The 14615-nt window shown below is 72.4% G+C and carries 15 protein-coding genes; 7 read left to right on the forward strand and 8 right to left on the reverse strand.

The window, feature by feature from the left end; all coding sequences use genetic code 11:
- Positions 1–81 precede the first annotated feature (81 nt).
- Together ABZS51_RS07740 and ABZS51_RS07745 are read right to left on the reverse strand one after the other, a co-directional pair.
- Positions 82–1095 carry a CU044_5270 family protein gene (locus tag ABZS51_RS07740; RefSeq protein ID WP_355437518.1) on the reverse strand — a complete coding sequence of 338 codons (1014 nt, stop codon included), beginning with the start codon at positions 1093–1095 and terminating at the stop codon, positions 82–84.
- Positions 1088–1669, reverse strand: a complete 582-nt coding sequence (locus ABZS51_RS07745; protein ID WP_355437642.1) for an RNA polymerase sigma factor — start codon at positions 1667–1669, stop codon at positions 1088–1090. The genes ABZS51_RS07740 and ABZS51_RS07745 overlap by 8 nt, the downstream gene beginning before the upstream one ends.
- A gap of 212 nt (positions 1670–1881) precedes the next feature.
- Here ABZS51_RS07745 and ABZS51_RS07750 point away from each other — a divergent pair, with 212 nt between their 5' ends.
- Positions 1882–2760, forward strand: a complete 879-nt coding sequence (locus tag ABZS51_RS07750; RefSeq protein ID WP_355437520.1) for a sulfotransferase — start codon at positions 1882–1884, stop codon at positions 2758–2760.
- On the forward strand, positions 2757–3929 hold the full coding sequence (locus ABZS51_RS07755) for a glycosyltransferase family 4 protein (protein ID WP_355437522.1): 1173 nt from the start codon (positions 2757–2759) through the stop codon (positions 3927–3929). The genes ABZS51_RS07750 and ABZS51_RS07755 overlap by 4 nt, the downstream gene beginning before the upstream one ends.
- 16 nt (positions 3930–3945) lie before the next feature.
- Here ABZS51_RS07755 and ABZS51_RS07760 read toward each other — a convergent pair whose 3' ends face one another.
- The 3 genes from ABZS51_RS07760 to ABZS51_RS07770 are packed head-to-tail and all read right to left on the reverse strand — an operon-like array spanning position 3946 to position 6380.
- The gene (locus ABZS51_RS07760; protein ID WP_355437524.1) at positions 3946–5271 is read right to left on the reverse strand and encodes a cytochrome P450; all 1326 of its coding nucleotides are present in this window, start codon (positions 5269–5271) and stop codon (positions 3946–3948) included.
- A gap of 43 nt (positions 5272–5314) precedes the next feature.
- The gene (locus ABZS51_RS07765) at positions 5315–6052 is read right to left on the reverse strand and encodes a hypothetical protein (protein ID WP_355437526.1); all 738 of its coding nucleotides are present in this window, start codon (positions 6050–6052) and stop codon (positions 5315–5317) included.
- Complete coding sequence (locus ABZS51_RS07770; RefSeq protein WP_355437528.1) at positions 5994–6380, reverse strand: hypothetical protein; 387 nt, start codon at positions 6378–6380, stop codon at positions 5994–5996. The genes ABZS51_RS07765 and ABZS51_RS07770 overlap by 59 nt, the downstream gene beginning before the upstream one ends.
- A gap of 205 nt (positions 6381–6585) precedes the next feature.
- Here ABZS51_RS07770 and ABZS51_RS07775 point away from each other — a divergent pair, with 205 nt between their 5' ends.
- The 3 genes from ABZS51_RS07775 (at position 6586) to ABZS51_RS07785 (ending at position 8775) form a co-directional block, all read left to right on the forward strand.
- The gene (locus tag ABZS51_RS07775) at positions 6586–7899 is read left to right on the forward strand and encodes a GAF domain-containing SpoIIE family protein phosphatase (RefSeq protein ID WP_355437530.1); all 1314 of its coding nucleotides are present in this window, start codon (positions 6586–6588) and stop codon (positions 7897–7899) included.
- Positions 7896–8261 (forward strand): STAS domain-containing protein, encoded by a 366-nt coding sequence (locus tag ABZS51_RS07780; RefSeq protein WP_355437532.1) that lies wholly within the window; start codon positions 7896–7898, stop codon positions 8259–8261. Before ABZS51_RS07775 ends, ABZS51_RS07780 begins: the two co-directional genes overlap by 4 nt.
- 109 nt (positions 8262–8370) lie before the next feature.
- Entirely contained in the window at positions 8371–8775 is a 405-nt protein-coding gene (locus ABZS51_RS07785; protein ID WP_355437534.1) for an STAS domain-containing protein, read from the forward strand.
- Positions 8776–8792: 17 nt separating this feature from the next.
- On the opposite strand, the gene ABZS51_RS07790 is transcribed toward ABZS51_RS07785, so the two are convergent.
- The 3 genes from ABZS51_RS07790 to ABZS51_RS07800 all read right to left on the reverse strand — a co-directional run bounded on the left by ABZS51_RS07790 (position 8793) and on the right by ABZS51_RS07800 (position 11812).
- Positions 8793–9842 carry an NAD-dependent epimerase/dehydratase family protein gene (locus ABZS51_RS07790; protein WP_355437536.1) on the reverse strand — a complete coding sequence of 350 codons (1050 nt, stop codon included), beginning with the start codon at positions 9840–9842 and terminating at the stop codon, positions 8793–8795.
- A gap of 36 nt (positions 9843–9878) precedes the next feature.
- Positions 9879–11060 carry a zinc-dependent alcohol dehydrogenase gene (locus tag ABZS51_RS07795; protein WP_355437538.1) on the reverse strand — a complete coding sequence of 394 codons (1182 nt, stop codon included), beginning with the start codon at positions 11058–11060 and terminating at the stop codon, positions 9879–9881.
- Between the two features lie 185 nt (positions 11061–11245).
- Positions 11246–11812 (reverse strand): DUF4142 domain-containing protein, encoded by a 567-nt coding sequence (locus ABZS51_RS07800; RefSeq protein WP_355437540.1) that lies wholly within the window; start codon positions 11810–11812, stop codon positions 11246–11248.
- A gap of 282 nt (positions 11813–12094) precedes the next feature.
- On the opposite strand from ABZS51_RS07800, the gene ABZS51_RS07805 reads away from it, so the two are divergent.
- On the forward strand, positions 12095–13093 hold the full coding sequence (locus tag ABZS51_RS07805) for a polyprenyl synthetase family protein (protein WP_355437542.1): 999 nt from the start codon (positions 12095–12097) through the stop codon (positions 13091–13093).
- Positions 13094–13195: 102 nt separating this feature from the next.
- Positions 13196–14605, forward strand: coding sequence for a family 2B encapsulin nanocompartment shell protein (locus ABZS51_RS07810; RefSeq protein WP_355437544.1), 1410 nt, complete (start codon positions 13196–13198; stop codon positions 14603–14605).
- Positions 14606–14615 lie beyond the last annotated feature (10 nt).

The following is a 14615-nucleotide window of genomic DNA, read 5'->3' on the forward strand; positions in this document are numbered from 1 at the left end:
GGGATGCACAGGACGCTACCGGCAGGCCGTGACCGTCCTGTAGATCCAGTCACGGTCCGAACCCGAAAGCCAGTTCCGCGTCTACGGACGCTCACCCGGGCGGTCCACGATGCCGGACACCAGCTCGGCCCAGGCGTCCGACTGCCCGGCGGAGCGGATCAGGTCTCCTCCCGCCCGCTCGTCCCGCAGCCACAGCATCCGGTCGCCCAGGTACCGGTACGTGCCGGGCTGCAGGATCAGGTACTGCCGGGCGGCCCAGTGCGGGTCGTCCCGGAAGACGCCGAGCCCCTTGCGCCCGGCGCCGTCCAGGACGTCCGTCTGCACCCCGACGCCGGGGATCAGGGCCAGCGCCCGGTACATCGCGGCCTCCAGCTTCGGCGGCATGAACGCCTGTTGCTGCAGGTAGAGCGACAGCACCCGGAACGCCCGCGCGTCCGGGTCCTCCTGCCCCGCCTCCTCCGTGGGCAGCCGCTGCCAGTGCTCGTCACCCCGGACCCGGGCCAGCAGCTCGGCCGGGTCGGTCGGGAGCGCGCGCAGCTTGCGGTGGTACTCCTGCGGCGTCAGGTCGTCGTCGCCGGGATCGGGCTCCTGGTTCTCGACGCGCAGCCGTCCCCACGGGTCGAAGCCCGCCGTCTGGGTCCCGTCGTAGCGGGTCCAGCTCTCCAGGACCGTGCCCTTGCCGGGCTCCTCGCCGTGGCCGGTGGACATGGTCCTGCGGTACTGCCACTGGTCGGGCCGCGGCAACGAGCCGGTGGAGCGGGTGGAGCGGGCCGAGGCGACGAGCGCCGCCTGTTCGAGCACCACCGACGGGCTCTCGTACCTGGGCGGCTCCGCCGGGCGGGAGGGTCCCTGGCGTTGCACGACGACGACGGCCACGGCCGCCACCATGCACGCGACCGCGGCGACCAGCATGGGCCGCACCCTCGGCACGAACCGTGATCGCAAGCCCAGCCGTGGCCGGAAGGCCCGGCGGGACGCGGACTCCGGCTCGCCGCGCGCCTCAGCGAGCAGGCGGGCGCGGGCCGGCGCGAGACGTCCCGCGTCTCCCGCCGGGGCGTCGGAGCGCAGCTCGCGCAGTGTGTCCAGGTCATCCACGGTCCAGCTCCTCCTCGATGGCGGTGGGGTCGCCGCCGAGGGCGGCCCGCGTCCTCTTCCTGGCCCGGTGCAGCCGCGAGCGCACCGTCCCCACGGGGACGCCGAGCGCGGCGGCGGTCTCGTCGTAGCTGAGGTCGGCCCAGGCGACCAGCAGCAGCACGTCCCGCTCGGCCGCCGGCAGCGCCGCGAGCGCCCCCGCCAGCTCGCGCTGCGCGGCCGAGGCCGCGACCCGGGCCTCCACCCGGTCGGCGTACGACTCGGCGACCTCGTCCACGCCCGACCGGGCCAGCGCCCGGTAGAACCTGACCTCGCTACGGCGGTGCTTGCCGATGAGGTTGGCCGCGATGCCGTACAGCCAGGGCCGGGCGTCCAGGCGGGTCAGGTCGTAGCGGGCCCGCTGCCGGAAGGCGTCCAGGAACGTGTCGGCGACGATGTCGTCGGCCAGGGCGTCGCCCAACCGGCGCACGACGTAGCGGTGCAGCTCCGGCGCGTGGCGGTCGAACAGCGCCGCGAACGCCTCCGGATCGTCGCGGGAGCGCCGGACGAGCTCCGCGTCGTCGAGATGGTCGGCCATCTGGCGGCTCTCCGTGTCGGGGGTCAAACGTGGCTCCGCTCGGTTCAAGCCTCGCCTGTGCAAGGTGAGGCCCTTGCACGGTGAGGGTCGTCATCCCTACTCACCCGAACCGGCCCGCCGGGTTCTCCCCATGCCTTCCGCCACCGCCATCATGCCGTTGACTAGGGGCGTTGCCAGGGAATTGCCAGGAACGCTGGGTAGCCTTCAACGGCATGACATGGCAGCGAAGGCTCAACGAGGCGCTCAGGAGGTATGCCGGCGTCCGGTTCGAACGCGTCAGTGCCGCACGACCGGACGGCCCGTCGGACGGCCCGTCCGACGGTGCGGCGGAGACGTCCCCGGAGACTCCCCGGCCCCCCGCAGACCCCGCGCACGACCGGTTGCTGACGGCGCCCGTGTTCATCCTGTCCCCCGTCAGGTCGGGCTCCACCCTGCTGCGCGCGATGCTCGACGCGCACCCCCTGCTGCACGCGCCGCACGAGCTGCACGTGCGGCGGCTGAGCGTCGGCTACGGCACCTCGCTGGCGCGCAGGGCGATGGAGGAGCTCGGCCACAACCAGGCCGACCTGGAGCACCTGCTGTGGGACCGCGTGCTGCACCGGGAGCTGGCTCGCAGCGGCAAGCGGTACATCGTGGACAAGACTCCCGCCAACGCCTTCGCCTACCAGCGGATCGCCACCTGCTGGCCGGACGCGCGCTTCGTCTTCCTGCTGCGTCACCCCGCCTCCATCGCCTCCTCCTGGTACGAGGCGGGCGCCGGGAAACGCACCCCGGAGGAGGCCGCGGCCGACGCGCTGCGCTACATGAAGGCGGTCCGCCGGGCCCGCAAGGGGCTCACCGGCCTGACCGTCCGTTACGAGGACCTGACCGCCGACCCGGAGCGGGAGACCAGGGCGATCTGCGCGTTCCTGGACGTGCCGTGGGCGCCCGAGATGCTCTCGTACGGCACGCCCGGCGTGATCCGCAAGGGCCTGGGCGACTGGCAGGACAAGATCCGCTCGGGCACCGTCCAGCCGGGCCGCAACCTGCCCGCCCCCGAGGACGTCCCCGAGCCGTTGAGACCCATGTGCCGCGACTGGGGATACCTGTGAAGATCCGCTACGTGCTGCTGCACGCCTACGGGGTGGGCGGGACCATCCGGACGGTGTTCAACCAGGCCGGCGCGATGGCCGCCCTCGGTCACGAGGTGGAGATCGTCAGCGTGGTGCGCCGCCGCGACAACCCCCAGTTCGCCCTCGACCCCCGGGTCCGGCTGGTCCCGCTGGTGGACCAGCGCGCGGAGGTGCCGACCGACTCGCTGGGCCGCAAGGTGTGGCGGCGGCTGCGCGGCAAGCTGGTGCCGCGCGGCGAGTTCGCCGCCGAGTACTTCACGGAGCGGGTGGAGAAGGCGGTCATCGACCACGTCTCCGGGCTCGACGACGGCATCCTCGTCACCACGCGTCCCGCGTTGAACCTCATCGCCGCCCGCCGCGCGCCCAAGGGCGTCGTCCTCGTGGCGCAGGACCACATGAACCTCCGCGCCTACCCGGAGCCGGTGCGCGCCGACATCGCCCGTTACTACGACCGTTTCGACGCCGTGGTGGTGCTGACCCGGAGCAACCAGCTCGCCTACCGGGAGCTGCTGCCGCGCACGCCGATCGTCCGCATCCCCAACGCGGTCCACCCGGCGGGCCGGACGTCGTCGCAGAAGCACCCTGTCGTGGTCGCGGCCGGCCGGCTGGTCCGGCAGAAGGGGTTCGACCTGCTCATCCCCGCGTTCGGGCAGGCGGCGCGACGGCACCCGGAGTGGCGGCTGCGGATCTTCGGCTCCGGGCCGAAGAAGGAGCGGCTCGCGCAGCTCATCGAGAGCGAGGGCCTGTCCGGGCGGGTCAAGCTCATGGGCCGCACCAGCCGGATGGACGAGGAGCTGGCCGACGCCTCGATCTACGCGCTGTCCTCCCGCTTCGAGGGGCTGCCGATGGTGATGATCGAGGCCATGGGGCACGCGCTGCCGGTCGCGGCGTTCGACTGCCCGACCGGTCCGGGCGACGTGGTCACGCCCGGCGTGGACGGGCTGCTCGTGCCACCGGAGGACACCGGCGCGCTGGCCGCGGCGCTCGACCGCCTCATGGGCGACCGTGAGCTGCGGCTGCGGATCGGCGAGCGCGCGGCCCGCACCGCCCGCGGCTACGCGCCCGAGGCGGTCATGCCGCTGTGGGAGGACCTGTTCAGCGAGCTGATGGCGCACGAGCCCATCAACGACACCTACTGGACCCGCTGACCCGGCTCGCCGGGTATCACTCGGCCGGCTCCCCAGGTATCACGCGGTCGATGACGAAGCCGCTGACGGGCAGCGCGGGCGCGCGCCAGCGCGGGATGCTCAGGTCCTGCTCCGGCACGACGCCGTACGACATGCGGCGGGTGAGCGCGGTCACCGCCACCTTCATCAGGTCGATGGTGATCCACTCGCCGGGGCAGCGGTGGCCTCCGTACGGGTCGCCGCCGCCCTGCGGCACGAAGTCGAAGGCGCCGCCGTCCCACTCGGCGAACCGCTCGGGATGGAACTCATCCGGCCGGTCCCACAGCCGCGGGTCGTGGTCGATGCCGTGCAGGTCGAGCAGGACGCGCCGGCCCTTCGGGAAGCGGTGGCCGCGCCACTCGAACGGCTCGGCCACCTTCGCGGCGACCATCGGGAAGAACGGGTAGAACCTGCGCACCTCCTGGACGAAGTACTCCAGGTAGGCGTCGTCGCCGGACCGCAGCCGTTCCCGGCAGTCCGGGTTGGCGTGCAGGGCCAGGGCGGCGAACGTGACGAACCGGCCGACGGCCACGATCGGCCGCAGCAGGTTCAGCACTTCCACGGCGGCGACACGCGGGTCGAGCAGCGCGCCGTCCGGGTCGCGGTGCAGCGCGACCGTCTCCAGCGCGGTGCCCGCGAACCGCTCAGGCCGCTCGCGCACCCGCTTGACCAGCTCGGCGATGGCCTTCTCGGCCCTGATCCGGGCCGTGCGGCCCCGCAGGTAACGGGGGCCCGCGGCGGCGGGCGCGTCGATCATCGCGAGGAGCCGCGCGGTCGCGTGCGGGATGCTCCGGCGGTCGAGCCGGACACCCGTCCACGCGCACGCCACCTCGCACAACAGCTCGCTGACCTCGTCGAACAGCGTGACGCTCGGCCTGCGCGCCCAACGCTCGATCCGCTCGCCCCAGGCCGCCTCGGCCAGCCCGCGCAGCCGCTCCCGGGCCTCCGGCGTCATGAGCGACATGAACATCGCCTTGCGCGAGCGGTGCGCCCCGCCGTCCAGCGACTGCACCCCGCCCCGGCCGAACAGCGTCAGCAGCAGCCGCCGCGGCGCCGCACCGTGCCGGACGAAGCGCCGCTCGTCGTAGAAGACCTTCGCCGCCTCGGCTCCGGTCATGCATGTGGTCGGCCGCAGCAGCAGCCGCGTGTCGAAGACGTCGGTGCCGAGCTCCCCGGCCCGCTCGGCGATGAACGTGTACGGGTTGAGCCGGAGTGCCGGGGTGTCGTCCACACCCAGGACAGGCGACGCCGACACCTCGGCGCCTGTCCGGGGGCACCGCGTCGGCGGCTCCTGCTCGCGCGAAGGCGACTCCAGAGTGCTCATGGCCAGGCAACTATCCCGGGCCCGGCCCCGGAAACCTCCCTCGTCAGCCCTTGGCGGCGGGCAGGTCGGGGCGCTCGCCGGTCCAGCCGAGGTTCCGGTACGCGGTTCGCTGCCGGAGCACGGTCGGATCGCCGTCCGCAGGGGCGTCAGGCGTCCAGTCCCTCCCCAGGGGGAGGCCGGTCCTCGTGTCCACCACCAGCCGCTCCTCCCCTGCCCCCAAGCGGTGGACGACCGCCTGGCCCCTGCGCCCCAGCACATCCGTGACCTCCCCCTCGGCCCGCAGCCCCGGCATGGACGCGAGCAGCCGGTAGGCCGACGCGCGCACCTCGGGCGACGTCGCCACCCGGGCGCACACGATCCGCACGACGGCGTCGCGCAGCCGATCGCCCGACTCGGTGGGCGAGGCCGTCCGCTCGCGGATGCCCGTCTCCAGGTACTCACGCAGCTTCGCCGGTCCGGCGGGGATCGCGGCCAGCTCCTCCCAGGTCATGAGGCCTTTCACCAGGTCGCCGCCCGACCCCTTCCACTTGCCGCGCAGCTCGGAGACGTGCGGTTGTCCGGGAGCCGCCTCGACCGCCTCACCGGTCGTGGCGCGCCACGAGCCGGGTGATCCCGCCGCGCGCCAGGCGGCCTCGTCGGCCGGGGTGACCGGTTTGGCGCCGAGATACCGGCTGACCTTCCAGCTCTTGTCGCCCGGGCGCAGCGCGAGCCACTGGTCCTCCTCAAGGCCCAGTTCGAAGACGTGGCCCCTCGTCTTGTCGGACAGCTGCCACCGGGTCACCGTCGTCGTCCGCCAGTAGGTCGGGCAGCCGCCCCAGCTCCGCCGCGAGCCGCCCCAGCTTCGCCGCGAGCCGCCCCCGCGAGCCCGCCGCGAGGAGGCGCGCGGCCACCCGGTCCTCGTGTCCGCCGTCCGCTCCGCCCTCGACCGGCACCCGCTGCAACCGCCCCGGGTCGTACGAACGGCGCTTGCCGTAGGCCACGAGGAAGGTCTCGCCGACCCGCCCGGCGACGTACCGGTAGACATCGCCGAAGTAGCGGTCGTAGAGCACCGCGAAGGCGTCGGGGCGCCGCCGCGACTGCTCGATGAGCGCGGCGTCGTCGATCCTCACGGGCACTCCGGAGGGAGCGGTCATCCGGCTGGTGTCCCTTCATCGGGGTTACACCGGTACTCCGTCGAAACGGCGATCCGTCTTCACGCCCGATCTTTTGGGGAGCGTGACTCCTTGGGAGGTTTGTTATCGATAGGGCGGAAGTAGCGCAGGTTGACAAGTAAACTTCGTGCGTCCTCGAAAGAGAAAACGGTGACGCGAGTACATGACGGCAACGTTGACCGACCCCGATGTCGAGACCACGCGGCTCGAAGCTCTGCGCCGCTGCCAGATTCTCGACACGCAGCCTGAGGGGGCGTTCGACCGTGTCGTCGCGCTCGCGGCCCGCGTCCTGGACACACCGATCGCCTCGGTGACGTTCGTGGACACGGACCGCGTCTGGGTCAAGGCCCAGACCGGCCTGCCGGACGGCCTCCACGAGCTGGGGCGCGATCCCGGCCTGTGCGCGTCGGCGATCCTGCGCTCGGACCCGTACGTGCTGAGCGACACTCTCGACGACCCGCTCGCGGGCGACCACCCGCTGGTACGGGGCGAGCCGGGCGTGCGGTTCTACGCCGCCGCGCCGATCGTGACGACCGACGGCCACCGCCTGGGTACCGTCAACGTGATGGACGTCAAGCCGCGCGAGGTCACCGAGACCGGACTGAGCACCCTGGCCGACCTGGCCGCCCTGGTGGCGAGCCAGCTGGAGACGCGACTGTCCGCCCGCTCCGCGGTCACGCTCGAACGCCGGCTGCGCCAGCAGGCCGAGGCGGAGCGCGGGCGGCTGGAGCTGCTGACCTCCACGCTGCGCAAGGTGCTGCTCCCGCCCTCCCCTCCGAAGGTGCCGGGGCTGGACATCGCCACGCACTACCACGTGGCCTCCGCCGACCAGGTGGGCGGCGACTTCTTCGACGTCTTCCGCCTGGACGAGGACAACTGGGCGTTCTTCCTCGGCGACGTGTGCGGCAAGGGCGCCGACGCCGCCGTGGTCACCGCCCTGGCCCGACATACCCTGCGCGCCGCCGCCGTCTACGCGGGCGACCCGGAGGCGGTGCTGGCCAACCTCAACATGGTGCTGATGGACGAGTTCCTGGGCGCCGACCCGTGCTACTGCACGGTCCTGTACGGGGTGCTCACTCCCACCGGCGAGGGCGTGACCGTCAACGTCGCGGGGGGCGGCCATCCCCCGGCGCTGGTCGTCCGCGCCGACGGCTCCGTGGAGGTTCTGCACACCCACGGCGGCATGCTCGTCGGGCTGCTGCCGGAGGCCCGCTTCGCCGTGGCCGGCACCGCCCTCGGTCCCGGCGACGGCCTGCTCCTCTACACCGACGGCCTCACCGAGGCCCGCACACCGGCGGGGCACATGTACGGTGAGGACCGCCTGCGAAACCTGGCCGCGACCCTGGCCGGACAGCCCGCCCAGGCCGTGGTGACGCGGCTGGAGGAGACTCTGTCCGCGTTCGGGCCCGGCCTGACCGACGACACGGCCATCCTGTCCATGACCGTTCCTCCGAGCGTGAAAAGGCACTCACGGTGACCACACCCGTTCAGTTGACGCAGATCTCGGCCGACCCCACCACGGGCACGTGCGTCCTGGCTCTGGTCGGTGAGCTCGACTACATCAGCGCGGCTCAGCTACGGGCCGACATGGAGAGCACCCTCCGGCCCGAGGACCGCCACCTCGTGCTCGACCTGAGCGGGCTGGACTTCTGCGACTCGACCGGCATCCGCCTCTTCCTGGTCTTCCGCAAGCTCACCCTGGAGCGCGGCGGGTCGATCGCGCTGGCCGGGCTGACCAGCCGGCTCGAACGCGTCTTCCACATGACCGGGCTGTCGCAGGCCTTCCACCTCTACCCCGACGCCGAGCAGGCCAAGGCCGCCATCACGGCCGGCGCCTGACACGCTCCGACCGGGAGGCCGGAGCGCGGGCATCTCGGAGCGGGCGGAGGGGATATCGTTCACTCATGGTGACCTCCCTCGGACGGCCCTCCGGCCGGCGGATTCCCTGATGTCCCGGCTCGACCTCGCCTGCGAGCACCTTCCCGGCGCCACCGTCATCTCGGTGGGCGGTGAGATCGACTCCACCAACGCCGCCCGCCTGGAGTCGTTCATCGCCGCCTCGCGCCGGGGGCCCGGCGAGCATCTCGTGTTCGACCTGGCCGAGGTGCGCTTCATGGACAGCGCGGGCCTGCGCACCCTGCTGAACGCCTACCTGTACGCGGAGGACCACGGCGGCGGCGTCCGCCTGGCGGCGTTGCAGTCCATGCCGGCCCGGCTGGTCGCGATCACCCGCGTCGGCGACCATCTGCCCGTCCACGCGACGGTCGAGGACGCGCTGACCGCCGTCCTCGCCCCGACCGAGCCCCCGTACCGTCCGGTCGGCGGGGACGGCACGAGCACCGGCGCGGCCTGAGCCGTCCGCCTGCCCGGCTAGGGGCGTCCGCCGACCCCGGTCGTGGTCTCCTTGAGCCGCCCGGCCGGTCCCTCGTCCGGCGCCAGGGGCGCGGTGTCCATCCCGGCGCCCTCGCGCATGCCCTCGACGACCTCCCGCACCGCCTCGGCCGACGAGCGCGCGGGCGTCCAGCCGAGCACCTCCCGCGCCCGGGTCACGTCCATGAGCGGGATCTGCAGCAGCATCTCGAACAGTCCCGGCGCGGCCGGCAGCAGCCGCAGGTGCCAGCCCGCCGCCATCGCCGTCCGGGCCAGCCACGGCGCGACCGTCATCGTCCGGGTGCCGAGCAGCCGGGCCAGGTCCTCCGGGTCGAGCACCGGCTCGGCGGCCAGGTTGAACGGGCCGCTGACCTCCCGGGTGACGGCCAGCCGGTACGCCTGCGCGGCGTCGTCCGCGTGCAGGGCCTGCAGCCGCAGCCCCGGCATGTCGGGCACGAACGGGATCAGCCCCGGCCGTACCAGCCGACGCGGCACGAACGGCCCGCCGAACAGGCGGCGCTGCTCCGTGGCGGACTCCCGCTTGAAGATGAAGCCGGGCCGCATCCGCACCACGCGGATGTCGGGATGGTCGTGCTCGAAGACGTCCAGCACCCGCTCGACGTACGCCTTCTCCCGCCCGTACGCGGCGCCCGGCCAGCCGTGCGTGGGCCAGCTCTCGTCCACCGGCCGGTCCTTGGGCCCCGGCGAGTAGGCGCCCACCGAGGAGGCGTAGACCAGGGCGGGGACCCCCGCCTCGGCCACGGCGCGGAAGATCCGCATGCTGCCCAGCACGTTGGCCCGCCACGTCACGGTGGCATCCCTGGTCGGCTGGAACAGCCACTCCAGGTGGACGACCGCGTCGGCGCCCTCGAAGACCGGCGCCAGGTCGTCGGTCACCACGTCGGCCCGCCGCCACTCGACACCCTCGGGACGCCACCCGGGCGCCCTGCGGGCCACGCCCACGATCGACCTCACCCGGTCGTCGGCCCGCAGCGCCTCCACCACGCTGGTGCCCACATTGCCGGTCGCCCCTACAACCACCACTCTCATGCCGCTCCGGCTGCCCCCCGGCCAGGGGCCGAAACCCTACGGCTGGAGCAGCACCTTGATGGCGCCGTCCTGCTTCTTCTGGAAGATCTCGTAGGCGTGCGGCGCCTGGTCCAGCGGCAGCCGGTGGGTGGCCAGGTCCATCACGCCGAGGGGGTCGGCGTCGTCGGTGACCAGCGGCATCAGGTCGTCGATCCAGCGCCTGACGTGGGCCTGCCCCATGCGCAGCGTGACGCCCTTGTCGAACAGGCGGAGCATGGGCAGCGGATCGGCCATGCCGCCGTAGACGCCGATGATCGAGATGACCCCGCAGCGCCGCACGGAGTCGATGGCCTGGTTGAGCGCGGCCAGGCGGTCGACGCCCGCCTGCGTCATGAGCGGCGCGGCCACCTTGTCCGGCAGGAGACCGGTGAGCGTCTGCGCCAGCTTGGCGCCGGGCGAGCCGTGCGCCTCCATGCCGACGGCGTCGATGACGGAGTCGGTGCCGCGCCCGGCCGTCAGCCCGCGCACCGCGTCGGGCACGTCGTCCGCATGGCGCGAGTCGATCACCTCGACGCCGTGGCGGCGCGCCATCTCCAGCCGCTCCGGCACCTCGTCCACCGCGATCACCCGGTAGCCCCGGTGGCGCGCGATGCGGGCGCACATCTGCCCGATCGGCCCGAGGCCGAAGACGGTGACGCTGCCACCTTCGGGCACCTCCGCGTACTCCACGGCCTGCCAGGCGGTGGGCAGCACGTCCGACAGGTAGACGAACCGCTCGTCGGCGGGGCCCTCCGGCACCTTGATCGGGCCGAAGTGGGCCTGCGGCACCCGGAGGTACTCCGCCTGCCCGCCGGGCACCTGCCCGTACAGCTTGGTGTAGCCGAACAGCGCCGCGCCCATGCCGTGCTCGCGGACCTGGGTCGTCTCGCACTGGGCGTACAGCTTCAGGCCGCACATCTGGCAGCGGCCGCAGGAGATGTTGAACGGCACGACCACGCGGTCGCCCGGCCTGATGTGATCGACGTCGGCGCCCACCTCCTCGACCACGCCCATCGGCTCGTGCCCGAGGATGTCGCCCTGGGTCATGAACGGCCCGAGGACCTCGTACAGGTGCAGGTCGGAACCGCAGACGGCGGTGGTGGTGATCTTGATCACCGCGTCGGTCGGCTCCTTGATCGCCGGATCGGCGACCTCCTCGACCCGCACGTCCCGCTTGCCGTGCCAGGTGACGGCCTTCATGGCTGCTCCTCCCGCCGATGTCGTGCTCGTGGCGGTCGGCGCCGCCGGACCGGACCAGCGGCCGGGCGGCTGTGCGCCGCCCACGATGCCGACCGGCGCCTCATACCCTCACCACCGGCGCCAAACGGCTCCGGCCGGACGCGGCCCGTGCTCCGGCCGGAAGCCGCCGTGCGACGGCCCCGGGGTCAGGAGCCGTCGACCTCGCGCAGCATGGCCATGTGGCTCTCCAGGGACGGGAGCGTGGTTTTGGCCAGCGAGACGATCTCGGGGGCGGAGCCCTTCTTGATCTCCCGCTTGGTGGCGGTGATGGCCTGCTTGTGCGCCTGGGCCGTCGCCTTGAGGAAGCGGCTGTCGAACCGGGCGCGCGCGGCCTCCTCCAGCGCGGCGGCCTTCTTCTGCTGGGCGGTGGACAGCTCGGCGGGCAGGTGGACGCCGTGCCTCTCGGCGGCGTGCACGAGCTGGTCGTCCAGGCTGTCGTAGTCCTTGACGAACGTGCCGCCGAGCGACTTGACCACCTCCGTCGAGCCCTTGTCCTGGGCCAGCCTGGCCGCGTGGATCTCGGCCAGACCGCCCATGTGGATCTTCCGCATCCAGGCCCGGTCCTGGCCGGAGGCCTGCGCGGCCGGAGCTGACGCGGACGACGACGCCTCGCTGGAGGCCGCGGAATCGGTGGCGCCGCCACCGCAACCGGCGGATGCGGTTACGGCCACAGCGGCGAGGAGCAGGCTCAGATGTGAGCGGCGCATGGACATGGAATCCCCACTTGTTTGGAAACGCACTGCGTGTAATTACAAGTAGACACCTTTCGATCGCGCTCCGTAGTCATGCGCGCAGCGTGTCGCCCGAGTTCTCCCAGCTCAGAGCGCTCTGGCGGGTTCACGGCCGAGTTGCGGCCCACCTGGAGCCGCAGGAGTCCCTTTACACACTCCGTGTTCGATGAATAACTACATGTAGTGTGGCCTTGGCGGAAGGGGCCTTCAGTAATGTCAGTCGGCTTCACTCACAACCTTGTCGGACCACGCGTTGACCAGCGCTTGACCGGCTTCCTCGAAGCGTGGCGGGCGCCGGTGTCCGACCCCGACGTGGTCGCGGCGTACGAGCTGCTGACCGACTTCATCCTCGGCGGCGGCAAGAGGGTGCGACCCCAGCTGTGCTACTGGGGCTGGCGCGGGGCCGGCGGCGACGACTGCGACGAGATCATCAGCGCCGCGGCGGCGCTGGAGCTGTGCCACGCCGGCCTGCTCATCCACGACGACATCATGGACGGCAGCGAGCTGCGCCGCGGCCACGCGACCGTCCACCGGCGCCTGTCCCAGCTCCACTCCGGTCCCGGCGCCGAGACCTTCGGCCAGGCGGGCGGCATCCTGCTCGGCACGCTCAGCCTGGCCTGGGCCGACGCGCTGCTGTCGTCGTGCGGGGTGGAGCCCGGCCGGCTGCGCGTGGCACACCACCTGTTCGACGCCATGCGCAGCGAGGTCATCAGCGGCCAGTACCTCGACATCCTGGCCCAGCTGCGCTCCGGCGCCACCGTCCCCGAGACCCTCACCGTGATCCGCTACAAGACGGCCAAGTACACCGTGGAGCGCCCGATGCAGATCGGTGGCGCGCTCGCGGGCGCGCCGCCCGAGCTGCTGGAGTCCTACTCCCGCTTCGGCCTGCCGCTCGGCGAGGCGTTCCAGCTCCGCGACGACGTGCTCGGCACGTTCGGCTCCTCCGCGGAGACGGGCAAGTCGGCGCTCGACGACCTCCGCGACGGCAAGCACACCGTGCTGTTCGCGCACGCCGTGCAGCGGGCCACGCCGGCCCAGCGCGCCTACCTGCGCACCTGGCACGGCCACCCTGAGCTGACCGAGGAGCAGGCCGACGAGCTGCGGCAGATCATCGTCGCCACCGGCGCGCTCGCCGAGGTCGAAGACATGATCGTCGAGCGGGTCCGGGAGGCCGACGCCGAGCTGCGGGCCGCCCCCATGACCACCGAGGCGCGCGAGGCCCTGGCCGTCCTGGCCGGGCAGCTCGCGCACCGCGACCGGTAGCGTCCGGCGGCCCCACGGGGCCGCTGCGCCCGAATCTGGAACGTTCCATCCCCCCGAAGCCGGTTCTCCGGCGTCGTCACCCATGAAGATTGGTGGTGCAGTATGACCGAATCACCCGAGTCGGCCGCTCCCAACGGGCAGAACCAGCAGCTCAGCCTCAGCACCGAGGCCGCCCGTAATCTGGCGACGACCACCAAGACCGTCCCCCAGATGCAGGAGATCACCTCCCGCTGGCTACTGAAGCTGCTCCCCTGGGTGCAGACCTCCGGCGGCGTCTTCCGGGTGAACCGCCGGCTCACCTACACCTTGGGCGACGGGCGCATCACCTTCACGACGACGGGCGCCGAAGTGCGGGTCATCCCGGCCGAGCTCACCGAGCTGGCGCCGCTGCGCGGCTTCTGCGACATGGAGGTGCTGGAGGCGCTGGCCGCCCGGTTCAGCCAGCGCGAGTACGAAACGGGCCAGGCGATCGTCACCGAGGGCAGCCCCGTCGACCAGCTCGTGCTGATCGCCCACGGCCGGGTCACCAAGAGCGGCCACGGCGCCTACGGCGACGAGCAGGCCCTCGGCGTGCTGGCCGACGGCGACCACCTCGGCGAGCAGCTGCTGACCGAGGCGGGCCGCTTCCCCTTCACCGCCAAGGCCGCCACCACCTGCACCGTGCTCGTGCTCTCCCAGCACGACTTCCAGCAGATCTACGACCAGTCGCCCGAGCTGCGCGAGCACCTCGCGGCCATCCGCGACGTCGAGAGCCGCTCCCGCAACGACTACGGCGAGGCCGCGATCGACATGTCGTCCGGCCACACCGGCGAGCCGACGCTGCCCGGCACGTTCGTCGACTACGACCTCGCCCCGCGCGAGTACGAGCTGAGCGTGGCCCAGACCATCCTGCGCGTCCACACCCGCGTCTCCGACCTGTACAACCAGCCGATGAGCCAGCTCGACCAGCAGCTGCGGCTCACCATCGAGGCGCTGCGCGAGCGCCAGGAGCACGAGCTGGTCAACAACCGCGGCTTCGGCCTGCTGCACAACGCGGACTTCTCCCAGCGCATCCGCACCCGCGCCGGCGCGCCCACCCCCGACGACCTCGACGAGCTGCTCGCCAAGGTGTGGAAGGAGCCGGCCTTCTTCCTCGCCCATCCGCAGGCCATCGCCGCGTTCGGCAGGGAGTGCTCCAAGCGCGGCCTGTACCCGCAGGCCGCCGAGGTCGGCGGGCACCGGGTGCCGGCCTGGCGCGGCGTTCCCATCTTCCCGTGCAACAAGATCCCGGTGACCGACACCCGCACCACCTCGATCATGCTCATGCGCACCGGCCAGGAGAGCCAGGGCGTCGTCGGCCTGCACCAGACCGGCATCCCGGACGAGTACCAGCCGGGCCTGTCGGTCCGCTTCATGAACATCAACGAGAAGGCCGTCATCTCCTACCTCGTCACCGCCTACTACTCCGCCGCCGTCCTGGTGCCCGACTCGCTCGCCGTCCTGGAGGACGTCGAGCTCGGGCACGAGCACTAGCAGGTCATCG

It is taken from the genome of Nonomuraea sp. NPDC005501, from assembly GCF_040605905.1.
Classification (GTDB): domain Bacteria; phylum Actinomycetota; class Actinomycetes; order Streptosporangiales; family Streptosporangiaceae; genus Nonomuraea.